Source organism: Tenacibaculum sp. A30, assembly GCF_051200845.1.
GTDB lineage: Bacteria > Bacteroidota > Bacteroidia > Flavobacteriales > Flavobacteriaceae > Polaribacter.
This window is the reverse complement of the sequence record NZ_CP195160.1, coordinates 1,713,697-1,737,716: the sequence shown is the minus strand read 5'-3', so window position 1 is coordinate 1,737,716 and position 24,020 is coordinate 1,713,697. Positions and strand designations below refer to the sequence as shown.

General features: G+C 32.7%; 25 protein-coding genes. 15 read left to right on the top strand and 10 right to left on the bottom strand.

Translation table 11 applies throughout. The features are described 5' to 3' along the window. The first annotated feature begins 254 nt into the window (after positions 1–254). Entirely contained in the window at positions 255–989 is a 735-nt protein-coding gene (locus ACR9ES_RS08320) for a LytR/AlgR family response regulator transcription factor (protein ID WP_435253878.1), read from the top strand. 6 nt (positions 990–995) lie between these two features. Then, complete coding sequence (locus ACR9ES_RS08315) at positions 996–2,918, top strand: tetratricopeptide repeat-containing sensor histidine kinase (RefSeq protein WP_435253877.1); 1,923 nt, start codon at positions 996–998, stop codon at positions 2,916–2,918. Here ACR9ES_RS08315 and dinB read toward each other — a convergent pair. The 4 genes from dinB to ACR9ES_RS08295 form a co-directional block, all read right to left on the bottom strand. Then, positions 2,915–3,997 (bottom strand): DNA polymerase IV, encoded by a 1,083-nt coding sequence (gene dinB / locus ACR9ES_RS08310; protein WP_435253876.1) that lies wholly within the window; start codon positions 3,995–3,997, stop codon positions 2,915–2,917. The genes ACR9ES_RS08315 and dinB overlap by 4 nt on opposite strands. 64 nt (positions 3,998–4,061) lie before the next feature. Then, on the bottom strand, positions 4,062–4,292 hold the full coding sequence (locus tag ACR9ES_RS08305) for a ferredoxin (protein ID WP_435253875.1): 231 nt from the start codon (positions 4,290–4,292) through the stop codon (positions 4,062–4,064). Further along, positions 4,292–5,539, bottom strand: a complete 1,248-nt coding sequence (locus ACR9ES_RS08300; RefSeq protein ID WP_435253874.1) for a peptidase U32 family protein — start codon at positions 5,537–5,539, stop codon at positions 4,292–4,294. The genes ACR9ES_RS08305 and ACR9ES_RS08300 overlap by 1 nt, the downstream gene beginning before the upstream one ends. After that, on the bottom strand, positions 5,539–6,570 hold the full coding sequence (locus ACR9ES_RS08295) for a rhodanese-related sulfurtransferase (RefSeq protein ID WP_274634225.1): 1,032 nt from the start codon (positions 6,568–6,570) through the stop codon (positions 5,539–5,541). The genes ACR9ES_RS08300 and ACR9ES_RS08295 overlap by 1 nt, the downstream gene beginning before the upstream one ends. Before the next feature lie 302 nt (positions 6,571–6,872). Here ACR9ES_RS08295 and ACR9ES_RS08290 point away from each other — a divergent pair, with 302 nt between their 5' ends. Both ACR9ES_RS08290 and ACR9ES_RS08285 read left to right on the top strand, forming a co-directional pair. After that, positions 6,873–7,880 carry an aspartate-semialdehyde dehydrogenase gene (locus ACR9ES_RS08290; RefSeq protein ID WP_435253873.1) on the top strand — a complete coding sequence of 336 codons (1,008 nt, stop codon included), beginning with the start codon at positions 6,873–6,875 and terminating at the stop codon, positions 7,878–7,880. Between the two features lie 71 nt (positions 7,881–7,951). After that, a complete protein-coding gene (locus tag ACR9ES_RS08285; protein ID WP_435255634.1) occupies positions 7,952–8,605 on the top strand; it encodes an HD domain-containing protein in 654 nt (217 codons plus the stop codon). Between the two features lie 190 nt (positions 8,606–8,795). Here the strand turns inward: ACR9ES_RS08285 and ACR9ES_RS08280 are convergent, their stop codons facing one another. From ACR9ES_RS08280 to ACR9ES_RS08265, 4 genes are read right to left on the bottom strand one after another with little or no spacing between them, the layout of a single operon-like run. Beyond that, a complete protein-coding gene (locus tag ACR9ES_RS08280; protein ID WP_435253872.1) occupies positions 8,796–9,578 on the bottom strand; it encodes an enoyl-CoA hydratase/isomerase family protein in 783 nt (260 codons plus the stop codon). An 8-nt stretch (positions 9,579–9,586) separates the two neighbouring features. After that, positions 9,587–10,999 carry a sensor histidine kinase gene (locus ACR9ES_RS08275; protein WP_274634222.1) on the bottom strand — a complete coding sequence of 471 codons (1,413 nt, stop codon included), beginning with the start codon at positions 10,997–10,999 and terminating at the stop codon, positions 9,587–9,589. A 50-nt stretch (positions 11,000–11,049) separates the two neighbouring features. Continuing rightward, complete coding sequence (locus ACR9ES_RS08270) at positions 11,050–11,517, bottom strand: hypothetical protein (RefSeq protein WP_435253871.1); 468 nt, start codon at positions 11,515–11,517, stop codon at positions 11,050–11,052. Between the two features lie 5 nt (positions 11,518–11,522). Beyond that, positions 11,523–12,674, bottom strand: a complete 1,152-nt coding sequence (locus ACR9ES_RS08265; RefSeq protein ID WP_435253870.1) for an ATP-binding protein — start codon at positions 12,672–12,674, stop codon at positions 11,523–11,525. Positions 12,675–12,796: 122 nt separating this feature from the next. Between ACR9ES_RS08265 and ACR9ES_RS08260 the strand changes: the two genes are divergently transcribed. From ACR9ES_RS08260 to ACR9ES_RS08250, 3 genes are all read left to right on the top strand, one after another. Beyond that, positions 12,797–13,021: a FeoA family protein gene (locus ACR9ES_RS08260; protein ID WP_435253869.1), complete on the top strand. Its 225-nt coding sequence runs from the start codon at positions 12,797–12,799 to the stop codon at positions 13,019–13,021. A 3-nt stretch (positions 13,022–13,024) separates the two neighbouring features. Then, entirely contained in the window at positions 13,025–15,130 is a 2,106-nt protein-coding gene (gene feoB / locus ACR9ES_RS08255; protein ID WP_435253868.1) for a ferrous iron transport protein B, read from the top strand. A 215-nt stretch (positions 15,131–15,345) separates the two neighbouring features. After that, complete coding sequence (locus ACR9ES_RS08250) at positions 15,346–15,849, top strand: DUF3575 domain-containing protein (RefSeq protein ID WP_435253867.1); 504 nt, start codon at positions 15,346–15,348, stop codon at positions 15,847–15,849. Between the two features lie 91 nt (positions 15,850–15,940). Here the strand turns inward: ACR9ES_RS08250 and brnQ are convergent, their stop codons facing one another. Further along, complete coding sequence (brnQ, locus tag ACR9ES_RS08245) at positions 15,941–17,224, bottom strand: branched-chain amino acid transport system II carrier protein (RefSeq protein ID WP_435253866.1); 1,284 nt, start codon at positions 17,222–17,224, stop codon at positions 15,941–15,943. Between the two features lie 40 nt (positions 17,225–17,264). Between brnQ and ACR9ES_RS08240 the strand changes: the two genes are divergently transcribed. Together ACR9ES_RS08240 and upp are read left to right on the top strand one after the other, a co-directional pair. Next, positions 17,265–18,038 carry an alpha/beta fold hydrolase gene (locus ACR9ES_RS08240; protein ID WP_435253865.1) on the top strand — a complete coding sequence of 258 codons (774 nt, stop codon included), beginning with the start codon at positions 17,265–17,267 and terminating at the stop codon, positions 18,036–18,038. Between the two features lie 43 nt (positions 18,039–18,081). Then, positions 18,082–18,735 carry a uracil phosphoribosyltransferase gene (upp, locus tag ACR9ES_RS08235; RefSeq protein ID WP_435253864.1) on the top strand — a complete coding sequence of 218 codons (654 nt, stop codon included), beginning with the start codon at positions 18,082–18,084 and terminating at the stop codon, positions 18,733–18,735. Positions 18,736–18,739: 4 nt separating this feature from the next. Here the strand turns inward: upp and ACR9ES_RS08230 are convergent, their stop codons facing one another. Then, positions 18,740–19,645: a DUF6427 family protein gene (locus ACR9ES_RS08230; protein WP_435253863.1), complete on the bottom strand. Its 906-nt coding sequence runs from the start codon at positions 19,643–19,645 to the stop codon at positions 18,740–18,742. Positions 19,646–19,687: 42 nt separating this feature from the next. On the opposite strand from ACR9ES_RS08230, the gene ACR9ES_RS08225 reads away from it, so the two are divergent. The 6 genes from ACR9ES_RS08225 (at position 19,688) to ACR9ES_RS08200 (ending at position 23,962) form a co-directional block, all read left to right on the top strand. Continuing rightward, positions 19,688–19,909 carry a DUF6341 family protein gene (locus tag ACR9ES_RS08225; RefSeq protein WP_435253862.1) on the top strand — a complete coding sequence of 74 codons (222 nt, stop codon included), beginning with the start codon at positions 19,688–19,690 and terminating at the stop codon, positions 19,907–19,909. Between the two features lie 12 nt (positions 19,910–19,921). Further along, positions 19,922–20,593 carry a tRNA (guanosine(46)-N7)-methyltransferase TrmB gene (gene trmB / locus ACR9ES_RS08220; protein ID WP_435253861.1) on the top strand — a complete coding sequence of 224 codons (672 nt, stop codon included), beginning with the start codon at positions 19,922–19,924 and terminating at the stop codon, positions 20,591–20,593. A gap of 73 nt (positions 20,594–20,666) precedes the next feature. Continuing rightward, positions 20,667–20,993 (top strand): MGMT family protein, encoded by a 327-nt coding sequence (locus ACR9ES_RS08215; protein WP_274634210.1) that lies wholly within the window; start codon positions 20,667–20,669, stop codon positions 20,991–20,993. Between the two features lie 209 nt (positions 20,994–21,202). Continuing rightward, positions 21,203–22,333: a P-loop NTPase gene (locus ACR9ES_RS08210; protein WP_435253860.1), complete on the top strand. Its 1,131-nt coding sequence runs from the start codon at positions 21,203–21,205 to the stop codon at positions 22,331–22,333. 144 nt (positions 22,334–22,477) lie between these two features. Then, on the top strand, positions 22,478–22,714 hold the full coding sequence (locus ACR9ES_RS08205) for a NifU family protein (protein WP_435253859.1): 237 nt from the start codon (positions 22,478–22,480) through the stop codon (positions 22,712–22,714). Positions 22,715–22,906: 192 nt separating this feature from the next. Continuing rightward, the gene (locus ACR9ES_RS08200) at positions 22,907–23,962 is read left to right on the top strand and encodes an NAD(P)/FAD-dependent oxidoreductase (protein WP_435253858.1); all 1,056 of its coding nucleotides are present in this window, start codon (positions 22,907–22,909) and stop codon (positions 23,960–23,962) included. Positions 23,963–24,020 lie beyond the last annotated feature (58 nt).

Below are 24,020 nucleotides of genomic sequence, written 5' to 3'. Positions count from 1 at the left end.
GGTGTTTCATAACTTAATATCATTATTGATTAATCCCCCAATTTATCAATATGATTCCCCTTGTGTATTACACTACAAATATCAGAGGAAAAAAGATGTTTTTAGGGGGTAGATGTATAAATGGTTTGTTTTTTTGTGTAAATGGTAATTATTTTATGATACTATAGCTCTTTAGTTATGGTTTAAATAAAGCGTTATCTATATATTTTATTTTTAAGATATTATCTATTACATTTGGTACAAATGTACACACAATGTTAAGAGCTGTAATAGTTGATGACGAACCGAAAGCAATACAAGGGTTGTCTTGGGAGTTATCAAATTTTAATGAAGATATAGAAATTATCGAAACATTTACCGAAGCAGAAAAAGCAATTAAATATATTAATGAAAATGATATTGATTGCCTTTTTTTAGATATAGAAATGCCTACGATGGATGGTTTTCAGTTGTTAGAAAAACTAGATAACAAAGATTTTGCTATTATAATTACCACTGCATATAATGAATATGCTATTAAAGCATTAAAAAATCAAGCAATAGATTATCTTTTAAAACCAATTGATTCAGATGATTTAGAAGAAACCATAGGTAGAATAAAACTTCACCATAAGAAGTATAACAATACAGAAAAGGTTGAAAAAATATTATCTAGCTTCAATAAAAAATTCAATAGAAGAAAAATTACGATAAACACCGATGGAAAACTGGTTTTTTTATCTGAAGATGAAATTCTATTTGTAGAATCTGATGGAAATTATTCAACCATACATACTTCAGGAAATAAAAAAATTGTAGTCACCAAAAAATTGAAAGAAATAGATTCGTTACTTCCTGAAGATCATTTTTTTAGAATACACAATTCTTACATTATCAATCTAAATAAAATTAAAGAGTTTTTAAAGTCTGATGGCTATGTTGTGTTAGAGAATAATCATAAAATTCCTGTGTCTCGTCAGAGAAAATCAGATTTCTTAGAAAAATTTTAGTTGTAAATGAAGCAGTTAGTAATTATCCCTTTTCTTTTTTTAATAATTTTTTCTAGCTATGCTATAAATGATAGAGGAAGTAAAGATAGTCTCATTCATATAGCGGTAATTAAAAAAAATGATAATTATTACGAGCTGTACCGTTTTTTTGAAAGAGGTAGATTTGATAGCGAAGAGATCGATTTACTCTTTAAAGAAAGCAGAAAAAACAATTATAAGCTAGGAGAAGTTTACGCGTATAACTTATTAGGAAGAAGTTTTAGAAATAACTCCTTCTTTGATAAGTCTATAGAAAACCATTTAAAAGCTTTAGAGCTTGCAAGAAAAATAAATAATGTAAATGCTGAGATTGTTACTCTTAATCAAATAGGTGTAGTTTACAGACGTCAAGACAAGGTTAGGAGTGCTCTTAACTATCATCAAATGGCGTTAGAGCTAGCAGATAAAATTGAACGACCAGATATAGATACTAAAATAAGTATTAGTATTTCTAACAACAGTATCGGTAACATCTACTTAGCCTTAAAACAATATCAGCTAGCATTAGAAATGTTTAAAAAGTCTATTTTAATACAAGGTAGAACAGGAGATAAAAGAGGGCTGGCAATAAATTATCAGAATATAGGATTTGCGTTTAAAAATTTAGGAGATATAGATGCTGCGTTAGAGCATTATCAAAAATCGTTGGCGTATAACTTAGAAATTAAATCTGACTTAGGAAAAGTAATATGTCACCAAAGTATAGGTGATGTTTTATTAATGCAAGGAAAATATGAAGAGGCTTATAATTATGTAAATGAAGTTGTTCCTGTTTCTGAGAAAATAGGAAATCAGTATTATACCTCAGAGATCTTTGCAACTTTAGGATACATCCAATTAAAATTAGATAGTTTAGGTAAAGCAAAAGTGAACCTCGAAAAAGCATTAGAAATAGCAAAAAAACATAAAATTCCTTCAGGAATAAACAAGTCTAACCTGTATTTATCTGAATTTTATGAAGAAAAAGGAGATTTTAAAAAAGCATATAATTTTTATAAAAAATCAATAGAAGGAGAACGAAAAACTTTCAATGACAAAAATATTTCTTACGTAAACAACCTTATTAATAAATATGATAATGAGGTAAGTAGAAATAAAATTAAAAGTTTAGCAAAGGAGAATGAGATTGCTAAACTTAAATTACTTCGAAATAGAAATGTTTTAATCATTGCCTTAGTTTCTATAGCGTTATTAGGGGTATTGTTGTATTCTATGTACAGACAACGTTTGTTAAATAACGACAAAAAAATATTGAAACTAGAACAAGAAGCATTGAGAATTCAAATGAATCCACATTTTGTTTTTAATGCCTTAAATTCAATAAAGTTGTATGTTATTAACAACGAACAAAAGAATGCGGTACACTACTTAAACAAGTTTTCAAAGTTAATTCGAAGTATTTTAGAATCTTCATCAGTAAAAGAGGTGACTCTTAGTGAAGAGCTAAAAACCATGAATTTATACATGAGTATTGAAAATATCCGATTTTCTAATGAGATAAATTATATAGAAAAGGTTGACCCTAGTGTAAATATTGAAAGAATTAAAATACCGCCTTTAATTTTACAACCATTTTTAGAAAATTCGATTTGGCATGGATTATCATCTAAAAAAGGTGAAAAGGAAGTGACTTTGTCTGTAAATAAAATTTCTGATGAATTCATTCAAATAGACATTGTTGATAACGGGATAGGAAGAGATGCAGCGTTGAAAATTAGAAATAATAAATCACTAAACAGAAAGTCTATAGGAATTGATTTGACTAAAGAAAGACTGAAAAACTTCGCTAATGAATACAAAAATAATTTTTCATTAGAATATTCAGATGTAATCGATGAAAATGGAAACAAAAGCGGAACGAAAGTTTCACTAAAAATACCAATTATTTAAAAATCGAACTTTAATTGAACCCAAACGGGTTCTTTTTTTTCTGTGTTCAAATTACTAAAAGAAATTCCTAACAAGCGAACAGAATTGGTAAGAGTATCTTGATATAACAACTCTTTTACGATAGGGTAGAACTCATTTTTTAATTGTAGAAAGTGATTGGTGGTTTTACTACGAGTTTGTTGCGTAAAATCGCTGTATTTGATTTTTAAGGTAACTGTTTTTCCTTTGGTGTTCGATTTTTTCATGCGACGCTCTAGTTCATCAGCAATTTTATCAAGCCGCTCTAACATAAATACTTCGGAAGATAAATTTTCACGAAAAGTAGTTTCGGCAGCAATTGATTTTCGAATACGATTAGGTTTTACTGCTGAATTATGAATCCCTCGAACAATATGGTAATAATGTATGCCAGATTTTCCAAATAATTTAGAAAGTTCTTCCAGTGATTTCTGTTTTAAATCTAATCCAGTAAAAATGCCGAGGTTGTGCATTTTTGCAGCGGTAACTTTACCTACTCCATAAAATTTATTTACAGGTAATTGTTCTAGAAATTCAAGAACTTCTTCTGGATTTATAGTTTTCTGTCCATTGGGTTTATTAATATCAGAAGCTACTTTGGCAATAAATTTATTAATAGATATTCCCGCGGATGCTCGTAACTCTAATTCATCCCAAATTCGCTGACGAATTTCTTGAGCAATCATACTAGCTGACGGATTCCCTTTTTTGTTTTCAGTAACATCTAAGTACGCTTCGTCCAACGATAGAGGTTCAACCAAATCGGTATAGTCGTAAAATATCTTCCTAATTTTAGAGGATATTTCTTTGTAGCGATCAAATCTAGGAGGTACAAAGATGATGTGTGGACATTTTTGTTTTGCTAAAACACCACTCATAGCAGAACGTACTCCAAACTTTCGAGCTTCGTAACTAGCAGCAGAAACCACACCTCGCACTTCATTACCACCCACAGCAACGGGTTTTCCTCTTAGTTCAGGATTATCCAATTGCTCTACAGATGCATAAAAAGCATCCATATCCACATGAATAATTTTACGAAAAGGAGGTTGTAAGTCCATTGTGTAAAAATAACAAAAGCCCTCGTAAGAGAGCTTTTGTTAGTCTTGATTCTTTTCTTAAAAACTATACTTGTTTTACTTCAATAATATTCACAGGACACGCTTTTTTAGCTTCGTGTGAAGACTCAAAAATACTATCGTCGTGTGATTTTATGGTAAAGAAACCTTTCTTTTCTGTAGAATGTAATAAAACCGATTTCCCATCTTTTTTCGACATTTGAAATTGTGCTGGAGCTAATTCCACGCAATAATTACAGCCAATACACTTGTTTCTTTGTAAGGTAATTACAATCATTAGTTTTTAGCAAATTCAGTTTTTACAATTTTGTATAACTTGTCTGATGAGCGAATTCTGAAATCTAATTTCATAGTAACTTCATCACCTTTGGTAGCCGTTTGTGCTTCTTTATCGTTTACAAACATACTTTTTAACTCCATTTCTTGAGCACCTGTGGTAGGACCTGTAATTAAAATGGTGTCACCCACAGCTAAATCGTATGCTTCTATTTTAAATTCACCAATTTCAGCTTTAGGGAAATAGTGCATTCCTTTTCCTAAGTACACTTTCTTTTGAGTAGCATGTGAACCTGGTTCTTTACTCCACTCACCTAATTTCTGACCTAAGTAATATCCATTCCAGAAACCGCGATTGTACACTTTTTCAAGTTCTAGCATCCAGCTAATTACCTTTTCTTTATCGTAAGTTCCGTTCTGTAAGCTGTCAATAGCGTCACGATAACATTTAATTACTTTGGCAACATATTCAGGAGCGCGACCACGACCTTCAATCTTCAACACTTTAATTCCAGCATCTGCAACTTGATCTAAGAAATCAATCGTACACAAATCTTTTGGAGACATGATGTACTCATTGTCTAATTCCATTTCAAAACCAGATTCCTGATCAATTACGGTATACTTTTTACGACAATTTTGTTTACAAGCACCTCTGTTTGCAGATGAATTGTGTGAATGTAAACTCATGTAGCATTTTCCAGAAACAGCCATACATAAAGCCCCGTGACCAAAAATTTCAATCTCTAACAAGCGACCAGAAGGTCCTTTGATTTGTTCTTTTTCAATCTGTTCAGTAATCTTTTTTACTTGACGTAAACTCAATTCTCTACTCAACACTACAGTATCGGCAAACATGGCATAAAACTTCACCGTTTCGATATTGGTAATGTTGATTTGAGTGGAAATATGAACTTCCATATTTTCAGCTCTTGCCATTGCAATTACAGCCTGATCCATAGCAATTACCGCAGTAATATTTGCTTCTTTGGCTCTTTTGATTAAGGTTTTTACGATAGATAAATCATGATCGTACACAATGGTGTTTAAGGTCAAATAGGTACGAACATTTTTTTCAGAACATCTACGTGAAATTTCTTCTAAATCATCTAAGGTAAAGTTGATAGATGCTCGAGCACGCATATTTAATTGTTCAACACCAAAATATACTGAATCACATCCATTGTCTAACGCTGCTTGTAACGACTCGAAATTACCAGCAGGTGCCATTAATTCAATCTTTTGCATTACTTCTTATATTTTAAAGCTTCTGAACGTCCTTTTTTGAATATTTTATTGCTCGCGTGTTTTCCTTTGCGTAATTCTTTTTGCTCCTCGTAAGATAAATGAATGATGTCTTGGCACTCAGGAGAACAGGTGTTTTCCATTTTTTCAGCACATTCATCACATTGAATGAATAACAAGTGGCAACCTTCGTTGGCGCAGTTGGTATGTGTATCGCAAGGTTTTCCACATTGATGACAGTTAGAAATCACATCATCAGAAATCTTTTCAGCACGTCTGTGATCAAACACGAAGTTTTTTCCTAAAAATTTATTTTCTATACCTTCAGCTTTTACCTGACGGGTATATTCAATAATTCCTCCTTCTAGCTGGAAAACATTTTTAAAACCTTTGTGTTTATAGTAGGCAGAAGCTTTTTCGCAACGAATTCCTCCTGTACAATACATCAACAGGTTTTTATCTTCTTTATGGTTTTTTAAGTCTTCTTCAATAATATCTAACGAATCTCTAAATGTATCTACATCTGGAGTTACAGCACCTTCAAAATGTCCAATTTCACTTTCGTAATGATTACGCATGTCTACACAAACCGTATTAGGATCCGCTAACATTTCGTTAAATTCTTTTGCAGATAAATGCACTCCTTTATTAGTTACATCAAAAGTGTCGTCATTTAATCCGTCAGCTACGATTTTATCACGAACCTTTACTTTTAATTTTAAAAATGATTTATTGTCGTGTTCAACAGCTACATTTAAACGAATTCCCTCTAAAAAAGAAATACTGTCTAATTGTTTTTTTAAAGCGTTGAAATTTTCAGCAGGAACAGAAATTTGAGCATTGATTCCTTCATAAGAAACATAGGTTCTTCCTAATACTTCTAGCTCATTCCATTCTAGGAATAGTTTATTTCTAAATAGGGTTGGATTTTCTATCTTGTAATATCGATAGAAAGAAATAGTAATACGGTCTTTACCCGCTTCGTCTATTAATTTAGCGCGTTCTTCTGCGCTTAACTTGTTGTACAGTTGCATGCTATACCTTTTAAGTTAAACAATATTTTATTGATTTTGCATAAAATCGGTGCAAATGTACTGATTTTTTGCGTTTTACTCGGTAATTGAGCCTTAAACATTTAAAACTGTAATTATATATACTAAATGATTAGTGGCTAGTTTTTAGGTGTTTTACTGTTTAAAACAAGACTTTTAAATGAAAAGTGATGTAATTTTAAACTTTAACGCTTTTTTTTATACAAATAAGATACAACCAATTTAATTTTTTTAAACCTTTGTACCATACAAACAATTAATTTTTATACTCAAATAGCAAAAAGATGAGAGTAGCAGTAGTAGGAGCTACCGGAATGGTAGGCAATGTAATGTTACAAGTATTAGCAGAACGTAATTTCCCAGTAACAGAATTAATTCCTGTTGCGTCAGAACGTTCAGTAGGAAATCAAATTGAATTTCAAGGAACAAATTATACAGTAGTAGGTTTAGAAACCGCAGTTACGATGCGACCAGATATTGCGTTGTTTTCTGCTGGAGGAGATACATCGTTAGAATGGGCTCCAAAATTTGCTGAGGTTGGTACAACCGTAATTGATAATTCATCAGCATGGAGAATGGATCCAACAAAGAAGTTAGTAGTTCCAGAAATCAACGGAGATGTACTAACTAGTGAAGATAAAATCATTGCAAATCCTAACTGTTCAACTATTCAATTGGTAATGGCATTGGCACCATTACATAAAGAATATCAAATGAAACGTGTGGTGATTTCTACTTACCAATCTGTTTCAGGAACGGGTGTAAAAGCTGTTCAACAATTAGACAATGAAGAGGCAGGAGTTGAAGGAGAAATGGCGTATCCACACCCTATTGGAAGAAATGCATTACCACATTGTGATGTGTTTTTAGAAAATGGGTACACTAAAGAGGAAATGAAATTGGTAAAAGAACCAAAAAAGATTTTACGAGACGATTCTTTTAGTATTACAGCAACAGCGGTTAGAATTCCAACAGCGGGTGGACATTCTGAATCGGTGAATGTTCAGTTTGAAAACGATTTTGAATTAGAGAAAGTTCGTGAATTACTTGCTCAATCAGATGGAGTTATTGTACAAGATGATGTACAAAACAACGTTTATCCAATGCCTATTTTAGCAAATAATAAAGATGAGATTTTTGTGGGTAGAATCAGAAGAGACGAATCTCAGCCAAATACCTTAAATATGTGGATTGTTGCAGATAATTTGCGTAAAGGAGCGGCGACCAATACAATTCAAATAGCAGAATATTTAGTGGCTAACAATTTAGTAAAGTCATCAGTTACTGCTTAGAAAGAAGTAAACATAAATAATATGTAAAAATCCTGTACTTACAAGTGCAGGATTTTTATTTTTGGAATATGATGAACAAAGAGCAAATAATACAAAACACAATTGAGTTTGTAAAAGAAACTTTGCAAGGAGCAGAGGGCGGGCATGATTTTTTTCACATTGAACGCGTATATAAAAACGCATTGTTGATAGCAGAAGGTGAAAATGTAGATGTATTTGTGGTTTCCATAGGAGCTTTGCTGCATGATATAGCGGATAGCAAATTTTACAATGGTGATGAAACTGTTGGGCCGCAAAAAGCGAGAGCATTTTTAGAAAGCCAGAAAGTTCCTGAAGATATAATTACTCATATAGAAGAAATAATTACGAACATTTCTTTTAAAGGAGGAAATTTTGAACAAAAGTTCACTTCTCCTGAACTTGATGTAATTCAGGATGCAGACCGATTAGATGCTATTGGCGCTATTGGTATTGCTCGTTGTTTTAATTATGGGGGTTTTAAAAACAGGGAATTGTACAATCCTGAGATTCCTCCGAATTTAAAGATGACAAAAGAGGAGTATAAAAAGTCTACTGCGCCAACTATTAATCATTTTTATGAAAAGTTATTATTATTAAAAGATAAAATGAACACACAAGCAGGTAAAGCTATTGCAGCACAAAGACACGCATACATGGAGGACTTTTTACAGCAGTTTTACAATGAGTGGAATGGAAAGGTTTAGTGTTTTTTAAATAATAATGTAAAAATATGGTTATTTTAATAAAAAATTTACGTTAAAATTTGGCTGTTATTGAATTTAATATATATTTGTCTCAGTTAATAAGCCCCCTATTTATTAATGTAATCCCCTTAATGAAAAAAAAGCATCTAACCTAGGTTAGATGCTTTTTTTGCTTGTGTGATATAGCGTATTATTTTCCAGGGAAATCTGGTTTACGTTTTTCTAAAAAGGCAGTAGTTCCTTCTTTAAAATCTTCGGTTCCAAAACAATTTCCGAACTCAGTGATTTCTGTTTCAAAACCATTAACTCCATCTTTAAAATTATCGTTTACAGCTTTAATTGCTGCACTGATTGCTACAGATGAATTTCGCATAATTTTAGAAGCAATTTTTTCAGCCAAAGGAAGTAATTCTTCTTGTGAAGTTACATGGTTAACTAAACCAGCGTCTTTTGCTTCATCAGCAGAAATCATACCTGCTGTCATGATTAATTCCATAGCTTTTCCCTTACCTACTAATTGTGGTAAGCGTTGTGTACCTCCATATCCAGGAATAACCCCTAAAGATACTTCAGGCAAGCCCATTTTAGCATTGTCTGAAGCTACTCTAAAATGACAAGCCATTGCTAATTCTAATCCTCCACCTAAAGCAAAACCGTTAACAGCGGCAATAACAGGAGTAGATAGGTTTTCAACAAAATCAAATAAAGTTTCCTGTCCTTTTTTTGCTAACATTCCTCCCTCTTCAATAGAAAAATGAGCAAATTCAGAAATATCTGCACCGGCAACAAAAGCTTTTTCACCACTTCCTGTAATGATGATTACTTTAACTGCTGAATCGTCTTCTAAAGCTTTAAAAGCACTGTGTAATTCTTCAATTGTAGCTTTGTTTAAAGCGTTTAATTTTTTTGGTCTGTTGATGGTAACAGATGCTAGTCCGTTAGCTTGTTCAACTAAAATATTTTCAAAATTCATGATACTATTTATGTTTTTGGTAAAATTATGGTAAAAACGGTTCCTACTCCTTTGGTTGAAGTCAAAGAAATAGATCCGTCATACGCTTCAATAATATTTTTTATAATTGATAAACCTAGCCCCATTCCACTTGTTTTTGTGGTGAATTTAGGTTCGAAAACAAGCTCTTTGTTTTTTTCGCTAATTCCCTTACCGTTATCAGAAACCGTAATTTTAACACTGTTTCCTTCCGAAGCCACTTTTACTTCAATTTTTGGGTTTTTATCAGTTTCTTTTATTGCTTGTATTGAGTTTTTAACCAAATTAGTTACAATTCGTACCAATTGTGTTTTATCAAGACTCGCATAAAGTTCTTTTTCTTGCGGAAGATATTCTATATAATCTTCGGTAAAAATATCTAGTGAATGCTTAACAACATCTACTACATTTAGTTTTTCACGACGCTGCGTTGGCATTTTAGCAAAGTCAGAAAAAGCAGAGGCAATAGAACTCATCACATCAATTTGCTGAATAAGAGTTTCACTGTATTCAGACATCTTTTCTTTTATATTTGGATCGTTCGGGTCAAATTTTCTTTCAAAACTTTGCACCGATAAACGCATTGGAGTTAGCGGATTTTTAATTTCATGCGCTACTTGTTTTGCCATTTCTCTCCAAGCTTGCTCACGTTCACTTTTAGCAAGTCTAGCAGCACTATCTTCTAACTGATCTATCATATTATTGTAGGCAGCTACTAACGAGTTAATTTCTGAACTAGCAGAGTTCAACGTAATTTTTTCGTTGCGTTTGTTTAAGCGTGTTTCTTTAATTTTTTCTGAAATTGTCTGAATAGAACGCGTAATGTATGTTGATAAGAAATAGGCTAAAACAATTGCGATGATGAGCATTAATAAATACACCAATGACAAGCGTGAAATAAATTCGCGAAGTTCGTGCTGTTGTTCTTCGTTGTCTTGAGCAATTTGCAATTCTAAAATTCCAATTCGTTTAAAACGAGTATCGTTAATATACGAGTAAGAAGACTGGTAGGTAACTCCTTTTTCTGTTCTACTTTTTAAGATTTTATGATTGGAGTTATTAGCAAGAGTTCTAATGGTTTCATCAGAAAGATTGTTGCCTTCTTTTTTGTCGAAATTATAAGGGATAGAAGACTTTAACAGATTACCATCCATGTCATACATTGAAATGGTAAGTTTATGTACATAAGCAATGTCATAAATTCTGTCTTGAAATATTTTAGCTAAATTTTGAGTAGTTACAGGATACGTTGTTCTACGTTTTAACTCTATTTCGATATCTTGTTTTGTAGATGCTTCTTTACGTTCAAACCTTGAGATGTTATAATCTTTAGTTTGTTCATCGTACTGGTAAATTGTGACTAAAACAATTAAAATAGAAGCCAATAACACTAAAAGTATCATTGACAAGAATATTCTAATCCGTAGCGATATGTTATTGAAAATGTACAATTTTATGGTTTAATTCTTTTAGTTTTCATTAATAAAGTATCGTCCTTATCACCGTCGTTATCCCAATCGTATGTAGAGGCAGCTTCAAAACCATTTTCAGCTATTTTTATTGTATACCAAGCTTGCACTTGATTTCCTAAATATAAATAATCTACAAACAAACTATCTCCTTTAGTTTCCCATTTTCCGGTAGTTTCACCTACTTTTTGCCCATCAGGCTGTACGAACCAAGCAGCAAAAGTTCCATCATTTTTATAAGAAGATTGTGTTTTTCCTGATGTTGGTTTGCTAAAATCGTCTTCAAAAACAGATGTGCTATCCGTTTCGTTGGCTGTTAAATATTCTATTTTTAAATAGGTAGTTTCCCAATTACCAATCAAATAATCTTTCAATAAAGGTTCTTTTTCTTGTTTGCAGGCAACAAAAAACATTCCGAAAATTACCGCAGCAATAAAATATTGTGTTCTCATAATTCTTATGATTGAAGTTTTTCTTCCTTAGTATGCAACAAACGTGTTAGTTTTATTGATAAATCTAATAAAATAATTTTAGCGTTTCCGTTTCTTTCAATGTGGTATTGCGCATCACTTACTTCTTTTTCAATAGTCATGATATTTCCACTATGGATAAACGGAGCAAATTTTGACAATTCGAAATTGGCTGATTGCGTTTCTAAAAAAACTAAATCTGGAGTTCCGTAATTAAGTAATAAGGCTTGTCTGAAAAACTGTAAACAATATTGTAAAAACTGCTTTTGTGTTTCACGACCTGTTTTTGAAATCTCTTCTGACCAACCAATTAAATCTTGAATAACAGCAGCATTTCCTTTTGCTCTAAAGGCAGCACGAATCCAAGTAATAAACCATTGTTCGAAAATTAAATCGTTTGAATCGTTATTTAACTGAAGTAAGGCTTTGTTATAATTTCCTTCAGATTGATGGGCAATTTTAATCGCTTCATTTTCTGAAATTCCTTTTAGTTGCACTAAAGTGGTTGCAATATCACTTTCGCTTAACACAGGAAAATGTAATGCTTGACAACGAGATTTTATTGTGTTTATAATTTGCCCTTCATCTTCAGTAACTAAAATAAATACTGTTTTACTAGGTGGTTCTTCAATTAGTTTTAATAATTTATTTGAAGCAGCAACATTCATTTTTTCAGCCATCCAAATAATCATCACTTTAAAACCTCCTTCGTACGATTTTAGTTGTAGTTTTTTTACAATGTCTTCTGCTTCATCAACTCCAATTTGTCCTTGTTTGTTTTCTACGCCAATGTGTTGTAGCCAATTAAACAAACTTCCGTAAGGTTGTTTTTCGATAAAAGATCTCCAATCTTCTAAAAACAAATTACTAACAGGATGTTTTTTTACCGAATCGTTTGTGGTAACAGGAAAAGCAAAATGTAAGTCAGGATGCTGTAGTTTGCTACATTTAATGTTGCAAGCTTCTACATTCTCGGAGAAGTTACATAATAAGAATTGAGCATAGGCAATAGCCATGGGTAAAGTTCCGCTTCCTTCTTTACCAACAAAGAGTTGTGCATGCGGAATTCTATTATTTTCAGCCGATTGCTGTAAGTGTTTTTTGATGTGTTCTTGCCCAATAATATTGTCGAAAGTCATACCACAAATATAACACAACAAACAAAGAGAACAATCGATTGTAAGTAAATGATATATTGTATTGATATATTGTTTAGAATGATTCTATTTTGGTATATTTGCTAGCTAAAATTACGTGTTTTTTGAGTACAATTGCATCATTACAAATCGGAGAAAAAGGAATTATATCTGAAGAATGTTTAGATAAAATTCCGTTAAAGTTGTTAGAAATGGGATGTTTACCGGGAACAGAGGTTGAATTACTTCAAATAGCTCCGTTAAAAGATCCTCTGTATATCTGTGTAAATGGAAGTCATTTAGCAATTCGAAAAGAAACAGCTTGTCAAATATCAATACTTAAACTATAGCCGATGAGCAATCGTATTAAAGTAGCATTAATCGGAAATCCGAATACAGGAAAAACATCATTATTCAATCAACTTACGGGTTTAAATCAAAAGGTAGGAAACTATCCAGGAGTTACTGTTGATAAAAAACAAGGAGTTTCTAAACTACCCAATGGTAAAAGCGCAACGATTACTGATTTGCCAGGTACCTATAGTATCAACCCAACTTCTTTAGACGAAAGTATCGTTTTAAAAACGTTGATGACAGCGCATCGAGATGATAAACCAGATATGATTGTTGTGGTTGCTGATATTGAAAACTTAAAGCGAAACTTATTACTGTTTTCTCAAATTCAAGATTTAGAAATTCCGACGGTTTTGGCTTTAAACATGGCAGATCAGCTACAACGTAAAGGAATTTCGATAGATATACCTGCTTTAGAAAAAGAATTGCACACCAAAGTAGTGTTAATGTCGGCAAGAAATAATGAAGGAGTTGATGATTTAAAAAGCGTAATTGCCAATTATGAATCGTTGCAAGTGCATTCTAACTTTAACGAGTTAGCAGAAAAAATAGATGCGAATTATTTTAAGAAGCTGTCTTTAGTAAGTGATGAATTTACAGCCTATGAAATGTGGATGTTACTTACCAAAAAGAACACTTCATTACTTTCTGATGTAGAAAAGGAGAAAATAAAGGAGTTTGAAAGTGAAGAAGCAACACAAAAAAAACATCAACACAAAGAAACAATTTATAGGTATCAGCAAATAAATAACATTTTAAAGAAAACGTATCACGTAGATAAATTAAAAGCTACAGATGTACGAAGTAAGCTCGATAGAGTTTTTACACATAAAATATTTGGGTATGTAATTTTCTTCGGATTATTATTACTGATATTCCAATCTATTTTTGATTGGGCGTCTACTCCAATGGATTTTATAGATGGTTTATTTGCAGATATTGCTGAGTTTACCAAAGCACAATTACCAGCAGGAATGTTCACCGATTTACTTGTCGATGGAGTGATTCCTGGTATTGGTGGAGTAGTAATCTTTATTCCGCAGATTGCCATTTTATTCCTATTTATTTCTATCCTTGAAGAATCAGGATATATGAGTAGAGTGGTGTTTTTAATGGATAAAATTATGCGTAAATTCGGAATGAGTGGTAAGAGTGTAATTCCGTTAATTTCAGGAACTGCCTGTGCAATACCAGCAATTATGGCAACTCGTACTATTGGTAGTTGGAAAGAGCGTTTAATTACCATTTTGGTAACACCATTTACAACTTGTTCGGCACGATTACCCGTGTATGCAATTTTAATCGCATTAATAATTCCAGATACTAAGTTGTTCGGTTTTTTAAGTTTACAAGGTTTTACTTTGTTAGCGCTGTATATTTTAGGGTTTGCTGCAGCAATTATAGCAGCGTATGTGTTACACAAAACATTAAAAATTAAAAACAATTCACTTTTTGTAGTTGAAATGCCTAACTACAAAATACCATCGGTAAAAAATGTATTTTTTGATGTGTTAGATAAAACAAAAGCATTTGTTTCAGGAGCAGGAAAAATCATTTTAGCAATCTCAATAGTATTGTGGTTTTTAGCGTCTCACGGACCGTCAGCTTTTGAAAATGCAGAAAAAAATGTAGTTGAAAACGTAGCAAATCAGCAGTTGTCAGAAGAAGAATTATCAAAGAAGATAGCTTCAGCTAAGTTAGAAAATTCATATATTGGAATAGCAGGAAAAACCATTGAACCTATTGTTAAACCGCTAGGTTATGATTGGAAGATAGGAATTGGATTGATTAGTTCTTTTGCTGCTCGTGAAGTATTTATTGGTACACTGGCTACAATTTATAGTGTTGAAGATGACAGCGAAGATTCAACTACTATCAAACAAAAAATGGAGTCAGAAATCAACCCAGATACTGGTGAAAAACGATTCAATTTTGCTACAGGAATGTCGTTATTGTTGTTTTATGCATTTGCAATGCAATGTATGGCAACCTTGGCAATTGTAAAACGTGAAACAAAAAGCTGGAAGTGGCCATTGGTTCAATTAGTAAGCATGGGTGTTTTAGCGTACTTATCTGCTTTTGCAGCCTATCAAATTTTAAGCTAATGCAAGAAGTTTTAACATATTTAGTTGTTTTAGGAGCGGTTATTTTTTTAGTGAAAAAGTTTTTCTTTAAGGCTAAAAAAAATAAATGCGATACCAATTGCAATTGTTCTTAATAACCTTTAACAATACTTTGCTGTTTCAATTTTAGCAAAAGGTGTAAGTTTGCGGTATTATACTTGATAGGTATAAAAAGGAAATAATCAGTAAAATTTAATATGAAAAAAATACTTTTAGTAGTTGTCGTTTTTGTTAGCTCTTTTGCACAGGCACAGCAAGAAATTAAAGCAGATTTATTTGACGCTTTAGCTTTTAAAACATTAGAATTATCGTACGAATATTATACCACAGAACGTTCGTCAATCGGTATTTCAGCATTGTTTAATTTTGAAAAAAGATCGGCTGATTTTAAGTACAACGAAAAGCAAATGTTCACTCCTTTCTTCCGTCATTATTTTAGCGATAGTAGTAACTGGAATTATTTTGGAGAAGTTTTTATGGGAATAAACACAGGTGAAAGAGAGGTTACGGTAGAAGGAACAACGCTTAAACAATACAAAGAATATACGGATGGAGCTTTGGGTGTAGCGGTTGGATCTAAATATGTGTCTTCAGGGGGTTTTGTGGTAGATATCTACGGAGGTTTAGGTAGAAACTTATTTACTTCGGAATCTCGTGCAGTTGTACCTAGAGTAGGAATAAATTTAGGATATCGTTTTTAAGATATTCAACTTAGATAAAGAATAAAAAGCTCGCAATCGCGAGCTTTTTTTAGTTTATGATAATGGTATTCAAAAATCGTAATTAAATAAACTACTCCGTTAGAGCAGGCTTTTTCTTTTGAATCAAATTAGCGATTATAAAACTTAAAAACGCAGGTAAAACCCATCCTAAATTTTGTTCGGCAAACGGAATGGTGTTTTTAAATCCAGATAAATATTCAGCATCAATAATGTAGCCTAAAAAGTCTGGGATACTAAATAAAAAGGTAGTAATAACCACAATTTTAAACACGGTAGTTGAAGTGTGTCTTTCTGGAAGTGCGTTCAATATAATTAAAATGATGGTTATTGGGTAAATAAACATCAATGCAGGTAATGCAATGTTTATGATATATTTTACATCAAACTGTCCAATAGCAATTCCTAATAAGCAACCAATAATAGCAGTGATTATAAAAACTTTTTGAGAATTATTATTAATTCCTTTAAAGTAATCTGCTGTACCGGTAATAATTCCAACTGCTGTTGTAAAACATGCTAAAGCAACCAAAACACTTAAAAAAACACTACCTATATTACCAAGTGTTTGGTAACTTAAAGAGTTTAAAATTTCTGTTCTGGTAGCACCTTCACCAAAAGTAGAACTAAATAAAACTCCGTTGTAAATAAGTCCTGCGTAGATGATTAACAATCCGAAACCAGCAATGAATCCAGCTTTGGTAATAACTTCCTTTTTTTCTTCAAATGAACTGTCGGTGTTAAAATTCATTGAAACCACTAAAACTCCACCAACGACTATTGAAGCAATAGCATCAAAAGTTTGATAACCCTCTAATAAACCATCTACAAAAGGCATTTTAAAAGAAGATGAATATACCGCTTCAGGAGCGGTGAAAATTCCAACAAAAATAATCGCCAACAAAATAAAGATGATGAGTGGCGTTAAGAATTTTCCTAACAACTCTAATACCTTCGATCGGTTTATTGAAAAGACAAAAACCAACCCGAAATAAATACTACTAGTTAGTAAAGAGCTGCTCTCAAAATAAGGAGCAATAGCCATTTCATGAGTTACAGATGCTGTTCTGGGCGCTGGTAAGGCAAGACAAATAGCATACATAACAAAGCAGTAAACAAGGCTAAAAGGATGAGATACTTTCTTGCCAAAATCGTACATGGTTCCTTGTAACTTAGCATGTGCTAAAATTCCTAACATAGGAATAAATACCGCGGTAACAAAAAAACCAAGGGTAACCCAAATCCACAAGTTCCCTGCGTTTTTACCTAAAAGAGGAGGTAAAATTAAATTTCCAGCTCCGAAAAACATTGAAAATAAAGCAAACCCGTTTATAAATATCTCCTTAGTTTTGTGCATCGTTTAACAAATTAATTGGCGCCCAATATACATTAAAAAAATGATTGTAAAATTTAAGGAAACCACGGTTTTTTACACAGATACTGGTAAAGGGAATAGCGTTGTTTTGTTACATGGTTTTTTAGAAAATAATACCATGTGGAATGCTGTTGTAGAGGAAATCTCCAAAAGAAACCGTGTGATTTGTATTGATTTGTTGGGGCATGGAAAAACAGGATGTATTGGGTATATTCATTCGATGGTTGAAATGGCAGAAGCAGTAAAAGCTGTGTTACAAGAATTAAAAATTCGCAGAGCTATTTTTGTGGGGCACTCAATGGGAGGGTATGTTGCTCTTGCTTTTGCAGAAAAATATTCGAAGAATGTAAAAGGGTTGTGTTTGCTAAATTCTACTTCTCAAGCAGACAGCGAAGAAAGAAAAAAGTTACGCCTTAGAGCTAATGAAATGGCAAAAGAAAATTATGAGACCTTGGTAAAAATGTCGATAGGTAATTTATTTGCTGAACAAACCCGAAAGCAATTTTCCGAAGTAATAGAAAAAGTAAGAGCTGAAGCGTTAAAAACTCCTGTAAGAGGATATATCGCAGCGAGTGAAGGAATGCGTTTACGTGAAAACAAAGAAGCAGTTTTGCAAACAATTGATAAACGATTGATGATTGCAGGTAAACAAGATTCAATATTAAATTATGATGCTGTTGTAAAAGAATCGAACAGAACAAAAACCACTTTAATTGAGTTACCCAACGGTCATATGAGTCATATTGAAGCAAAAGAAGAACTGTTAAAAGCGTTAGCTAACTTTGTGAAATCCTAATAATTTTCTGTTACTTTTGTAAAGTTTTAAAAGATTTAAGTCAATGAAAGTTCATCATTTAGCAAAGCAAAACTCTATTCTTAATAAATTCTTAGCAGAACTTAGAGATGTTACAGTCCAAAAAGATTCAATGCGTTTTCGTAGAAATATAGAACGAATAGGTGAAGTTTTAGGATATGAACTTAGTAAAGAATTGAATTACGACACTAAAGAAATAACGACTCCTTTAGGTACAAAACAAGCAAGTTTACCAACGAATAATATTGTATTGTGCTCAATTCTTAGAGCAGGATTACCGTTGCATAACGGAATGTTGAATTATCTTGATGATGTAGAAAATGCCTTTATTTCGGCGTATCGTCACCATCCGAATAATGATGAAGAGTTTGAAATAGTGGTAGAATATTTTGCTGCACCGTCAATTGACGGAAAAACATTATTGTTAGTAGATCCTATGTTAGCAACAGGTCGCTCAATGGTTGAGGTTTACGAAGGAATTAAAAAATACGGAACACCTAAAGAAATAATCTTAGTATCGGTAATCGGTTCAGAAGAAGGTGTTGAGTATGTAGCAAAACATGTTCCTGAAGAAACAACTTTATGGATTGGAGATATTGATGAAAAGCTAAACGATAAAGGGTATATTGTTCCAGGTTTAGGTGATGCAGGCGATTTAGCTTACGGAGCAAAGTTGTAGAACTTTACATAAATGCACTTACAACAAAAGAAGCAAGTAAAAACAAAACAATAATAGCATTAGCATACCACTTTTTCTGAAAAAACTCAATTCCGTTAGCTAGAATAACAGATACTGGGAAAAACACATATAAAAATTCAGTTCCAGAGCCATCTTCAACTAAAAGAAAAATTATAGTTGAAATAACAAACTGTGTCAGCACTAAAATCCAGTTTTTTCTAAACTTATTAGGTACAGAAAGTGCTCCAGGACTTTTTAAAAGTATAGAGGCTATTAAAAAGAAACTAATAAAAAGAATAGGGAATAATGATTTTTGATGCGAGTAAAAACTTAAATCCGGATACAAATTCCAGTTAAAAAGAGCTGTAAACTTTTCTGTTTCATCATACCAAAAACAATAGGTAAAGTATAAAAATACAGGTCCGAAAATTCCGATTACAGGAATCAACAAGGTTTGATATGTAAACCGTTGATGTAGAAAAATTGATAGGTAAAGTAGTATGATTAACGAGGCTGTATAAGGTTCTATCAAAAAAGAAATACCTAACCATAAACCACCATCAAACAATTTGTGAAACAGGTTTTTAGATGACTGTAAGCTATATACCTTTCGTAAGAAGAGTAGTACAGTTAAATTCGCATAAAAAGTTTTGTTTATGTTAATTACATCAGGAAAAAACCCAATTAGTATTATAAAAAACAGAAAAGCAAAAGAGTTATCGTAGGTTAGTAAGTTTTTGGCAATGATAAAATTATAAACAGAAAAAACTACTAAAAACCATCCTAATTCTGTAAGAAGGTTAAATGATAATTCTTTAGAAAAAATACTTAAAACAAAATACCCTAAAAAAAGTACAAGGAGTACAATAAAATTTATGGGTTTAGATTTACCGAAAAAATTGGCTAACATTGTTTCTTTTTATATTTTTGCAGCTGTAAAGATACTTAAGATATGATAGCAGGCAATATTTTTGAATGGATTGGTAGTTTATTTACCGACTTTTTATTCGCTCCGTTTAATTGGTTACGTTTAACAATCGCTAAATCAGATGCAGGTTGGTGGACGTCTAACGCTGTAAACTGGTTCTTTTTACTAGTCCTATTAGTGTTATTTGCTTATTGGATGAAAGAAGCAGCACGTTTCAAAAAAGAAGGAACTGAAGACAGAGCCTAATTTCTATACACTTTGGGAAGTAAAAACAAATTAAAACGTTTCAAAGAAAATGAAACGTTCGCTAATGTTATTCAGCCAACTCGTGAAGAAGTAGTTAACACCTTTCAACAAAAAGGAAAGTGGAAAGACTTCTTTAAAAACGACAATCCGATAGTTTTAGAATTGGGTTGTGGTAAGGGTGAATATACCATTGCGTTAGCAGAAAAGAATCCTGATAAAAACTTTATTGGTATTGATATCAAAGGAGCACGTTTTTGGCGAGGAGCTAAAACAGCACTAGAAAATAACATGGAAAATGTAGCTTTTATTAGAACTCAAATAGAGTTAGTAGATTATATTTTTGCTGAAAATGAGGTTTCTGAAATTTGGATAACTTTCCCAGATCCACAAATTAAGTATAAGCGTACTAAGCACCGTATGACGAATTCTGAATTTTTAAAGAAATACCATGGTATTTTAAATTCAGAAGGAACAGTCAACTTAAAAACCGATAGTGAATTCATGCACGGTTACACTTTAGGTTTATTACATGGAGAAGGACACGAAATTTTACACGCTAATCACGATGTATATAAAAACGTGTATAGCCCAGAAGAAGTAACGGGTACGCAAACATTCTACGAAAAACAATATTTAGAAATCGGAAAACCGATTACTTATATAAAATTCAAACTTAATTACTAATCCTGCTTTTTTGCAGGATTTTTTGTTTTTCTTCTATTGATTGGTGTTTGTTAAATGTCGTTATCTTTACGGTATGACAGACAAAAACTTCTTCGAAAAAGTATATGAAGTAGCTCGATTAATTCCCTACGGAAGAGTGACGAGCTATGGAGCAATCGCTACTTATTTAGGTGCAGCTCGTTCCGCACGTATGGTAGGATGGGCAATGAATAATTCTTCAGAAAAAGAAGTACCAGCACACCGAGTAGTTAACAGAAAAGGGTTGTTAACAGGAAAACATCATTTTGATGGAACTAACTTAATGCAGCAATTACTAGAAAGCGAAGGGATAAAAGTTATTGATAATCAAATTCAAGATTTTGAAAAGGTATTTTGGAATCCGAGCGAAGAGTTGCACTAGTTCTTGCTATTTAAAAGTTTGTATCTCACATTTCTAAAAATAGAGTTAATCCGCAGAATTTGTGTCTATAAAACAAGTTGATAAAACCATAAATATTAGCTATCTAAACACTTTATTTTCTGCGCTCTAAAATGTATCTTTGCAGTTAAGATTAAATAAAAATAAGCAACAAGGTTAAAGCTTGCTGCTCAAAGTATACACCCTAAAACATGAGTTTTAAAAAACAAGATATATACAAAGCGTTAGAAACAATTACAGCGCCAGGAGAAGGTAAAAGCTTAATTGAAAACGAAAATGTAACTAACGTTGTAAGTTTTGGAAATGAAGTAATTGTTGATGTAACAATTTCAAACCCTTCATTGCAAGCAAAAAAGAAAATAGAAGTTGAAATTATGAAAGCAATTCACGAACACGTTGATCAAAAAATCGATGTAAAAGTGAATGTGAAGGTGGAGGTTCAACAAAAAGAAAACCCAAATCAAATTAGAGGAAAGGAAATTCCTAACATTCAAAACATTATTGCTATAGCTTCGGGAAAAGGAGGAGTAGGAAAATCTACCATTACCTCAAACATGGCGGTTTCATTAGCAAAAATGGGCTTTAAAGTTGGAGTGTTAGATGCCGATGTTTATGGTCCATCTCAACACTTAATGTTTGATGTTGAAAGAGAAAAACCATTAGCGGTAAATGTAAATGGACGCTCAAAAATGAAGCCTATTGAAAGTTACGGAGTAAAATTATTATCATTAGGGTTCTTTACTGATCCTAATCAGGCAGTAATTTGGCGTGGACCAATGGCTTCAAAAGCATTAAATCAATTAATTTTTGATGCAGATTGGGGAGAGTTAGACTTCTTACTAATCGACTTACCTCCAGGAACAGGTGATGTACACTTATCAATAGTACAAGCAGTACCAATTAACGGAGCAGTTGTGGTAAGTACACCGCAAAACATTGCCTTAGCAGATGCTAAAAAAGGAGTGGCAATGTTTAAACAAGAAAGTATTAACGTGCCAGTATTAGGTATCGTTGAAAATATGGCGTATTTTACACCAGCAGAACTTCCTAATAATAAATATTATATTTTTGGAGAAGGAGGAGCTAAACGTTTAGCTGAAGATATTGAAACTAGTTTCTTAGGAGAAATACCATTAGTACAAAGCATACGTGAAGCAGGAGATGTTGGACATCCAGTAGCTTTACAAGAAAACACACCACTAGCAGAAGCTTTTACAGAGGCAACTAAAGAAATGGTTTCACAACTATTAAAAAGAAATGCTAATTTACCACCAACAGAAGTAGTACGAATTACTACAATGAGTGGTTGTAGCACAAAATAAAGCCCACCCTATCCCTCCCAAAGGGAGGGAAAAAGTGAGTGTTATAGTAGGATTCACTACATGTAATGTGCTAAGAAAGTATAAATAAAACTCAGAAACCCTGTTTTGAGTTTCTCCCCTTGGGGAGATTAAGAGGGGCTTATTATGGCAACAACAGACATAAGAAATAACGTAGAAAAAGCTTTAGAGGAAATTCGTCCATTCTTAGTAAGTGATGGAGGAAATATCAAGTTGTTATCTATTGAAGATAATACGGTAAAAGTACAGTTAGAAGGAGCTTGTAGTGGTTGTTCTGTTAATCAGATGACCTTAAAGAACGGAGTGGAAGCTACTATCAAAAAATATGCACCAGAAATTAAAGAGGTAATAAATGTAGCTTAACTGATAAAAGTCAGGTTTTAAACTGAATTATTACTGTAATTTTGGGTGCTCGAATGTGCTTTCGTCGTTAGCTTTTCAGTTTAAAAAAAGAGGAGAGCCAAACAAGTCAATCAATCACTAACGCATAAAACATTCCTGTCTTAGATACCAAGGCAGGAATTGTCAATATAAAAAGACAATTTTGTAACTAAAATGATACAAACAGACATATTAATTATTGGAGCAGGACCAACAGGATTATTCACGGTTTTTGAAGCAGGATTATTAAAATTACGTTGTCATTTAATTGATGCTTTACCACAACCAGGTGGGCAGTGTTCAGAAATCTATCCAAAGAAACCTATTTACGATATCCCTGCATATCCAGAGATTTTAGCAGGAGATTTGACAGATAAATTAATGGAACAAATTAAACAATTTGAACCAGGGTTTACCTTAGGAGAACGTGCAGATACGATTGAAAAACAAGAGGACGGAACGTTTATCGTTACCACCAATAAAGGAACAAAACACCAAGCACCAGTAGTAGCAATTGCAGGAGGTTTAGGAAGTTTTGAACCGCGTAAACCACCTATTCCAAATATTGCTGACTTTGAAGACAAAGGAGTTGAGTACATGATTAAAGAACCAGAAATTTATCGTGGTAAAGATGTAGTAATTGCGGGAGGTGGAGATTCTGCTTTAGATTGGTCTATTTTCTTAACTGATGTGGCTAAATCGGTAACATTAATACATCGAAGAAATGAATTTAGAGGGGCCTTAGATTCAGTTGATAAAGTACAAGAGTTAAAAGACGAAGGAAAATTAATGCTTATTACACCAGCTGAAGTAACAGGAATTGTTGGTGAAGGTAAGGTAGAAGGCGTTGTAGTTGAGCAAAAAGATAAAGAACCATTTACTTTAGCATGTGATCATTTTATTCCATTATTTGGATTGGCACCAAAGTTAGGACCAATTGCCAATTGGGGATTAGAGATTGAAAAAAATGCCATTAAAGTAAATAATGCTTTAGATTATCAAACCAATGTAGAAGGTATTTATGCCATTGGTGATGTAAATACATATCCAGGAAAGTTAAAGTTGATTTTATGTGGATTCCACGAAGCGACCTTAATGTGTCAGAGTGCTTTCCAACGTATTCATCCAGATAAAAAATATGTGATGAAATATACCACAGTTGGTGGTGTTGATGGTTTTGATGGTACTAGAAAAGAAGCTCCGAAAGCAGTTGTAAAAGCGATAAATTAAGCGTGACATTAACTGAATACATACAGCAATTATCCGAAGACAGATTATTGTACTTCGC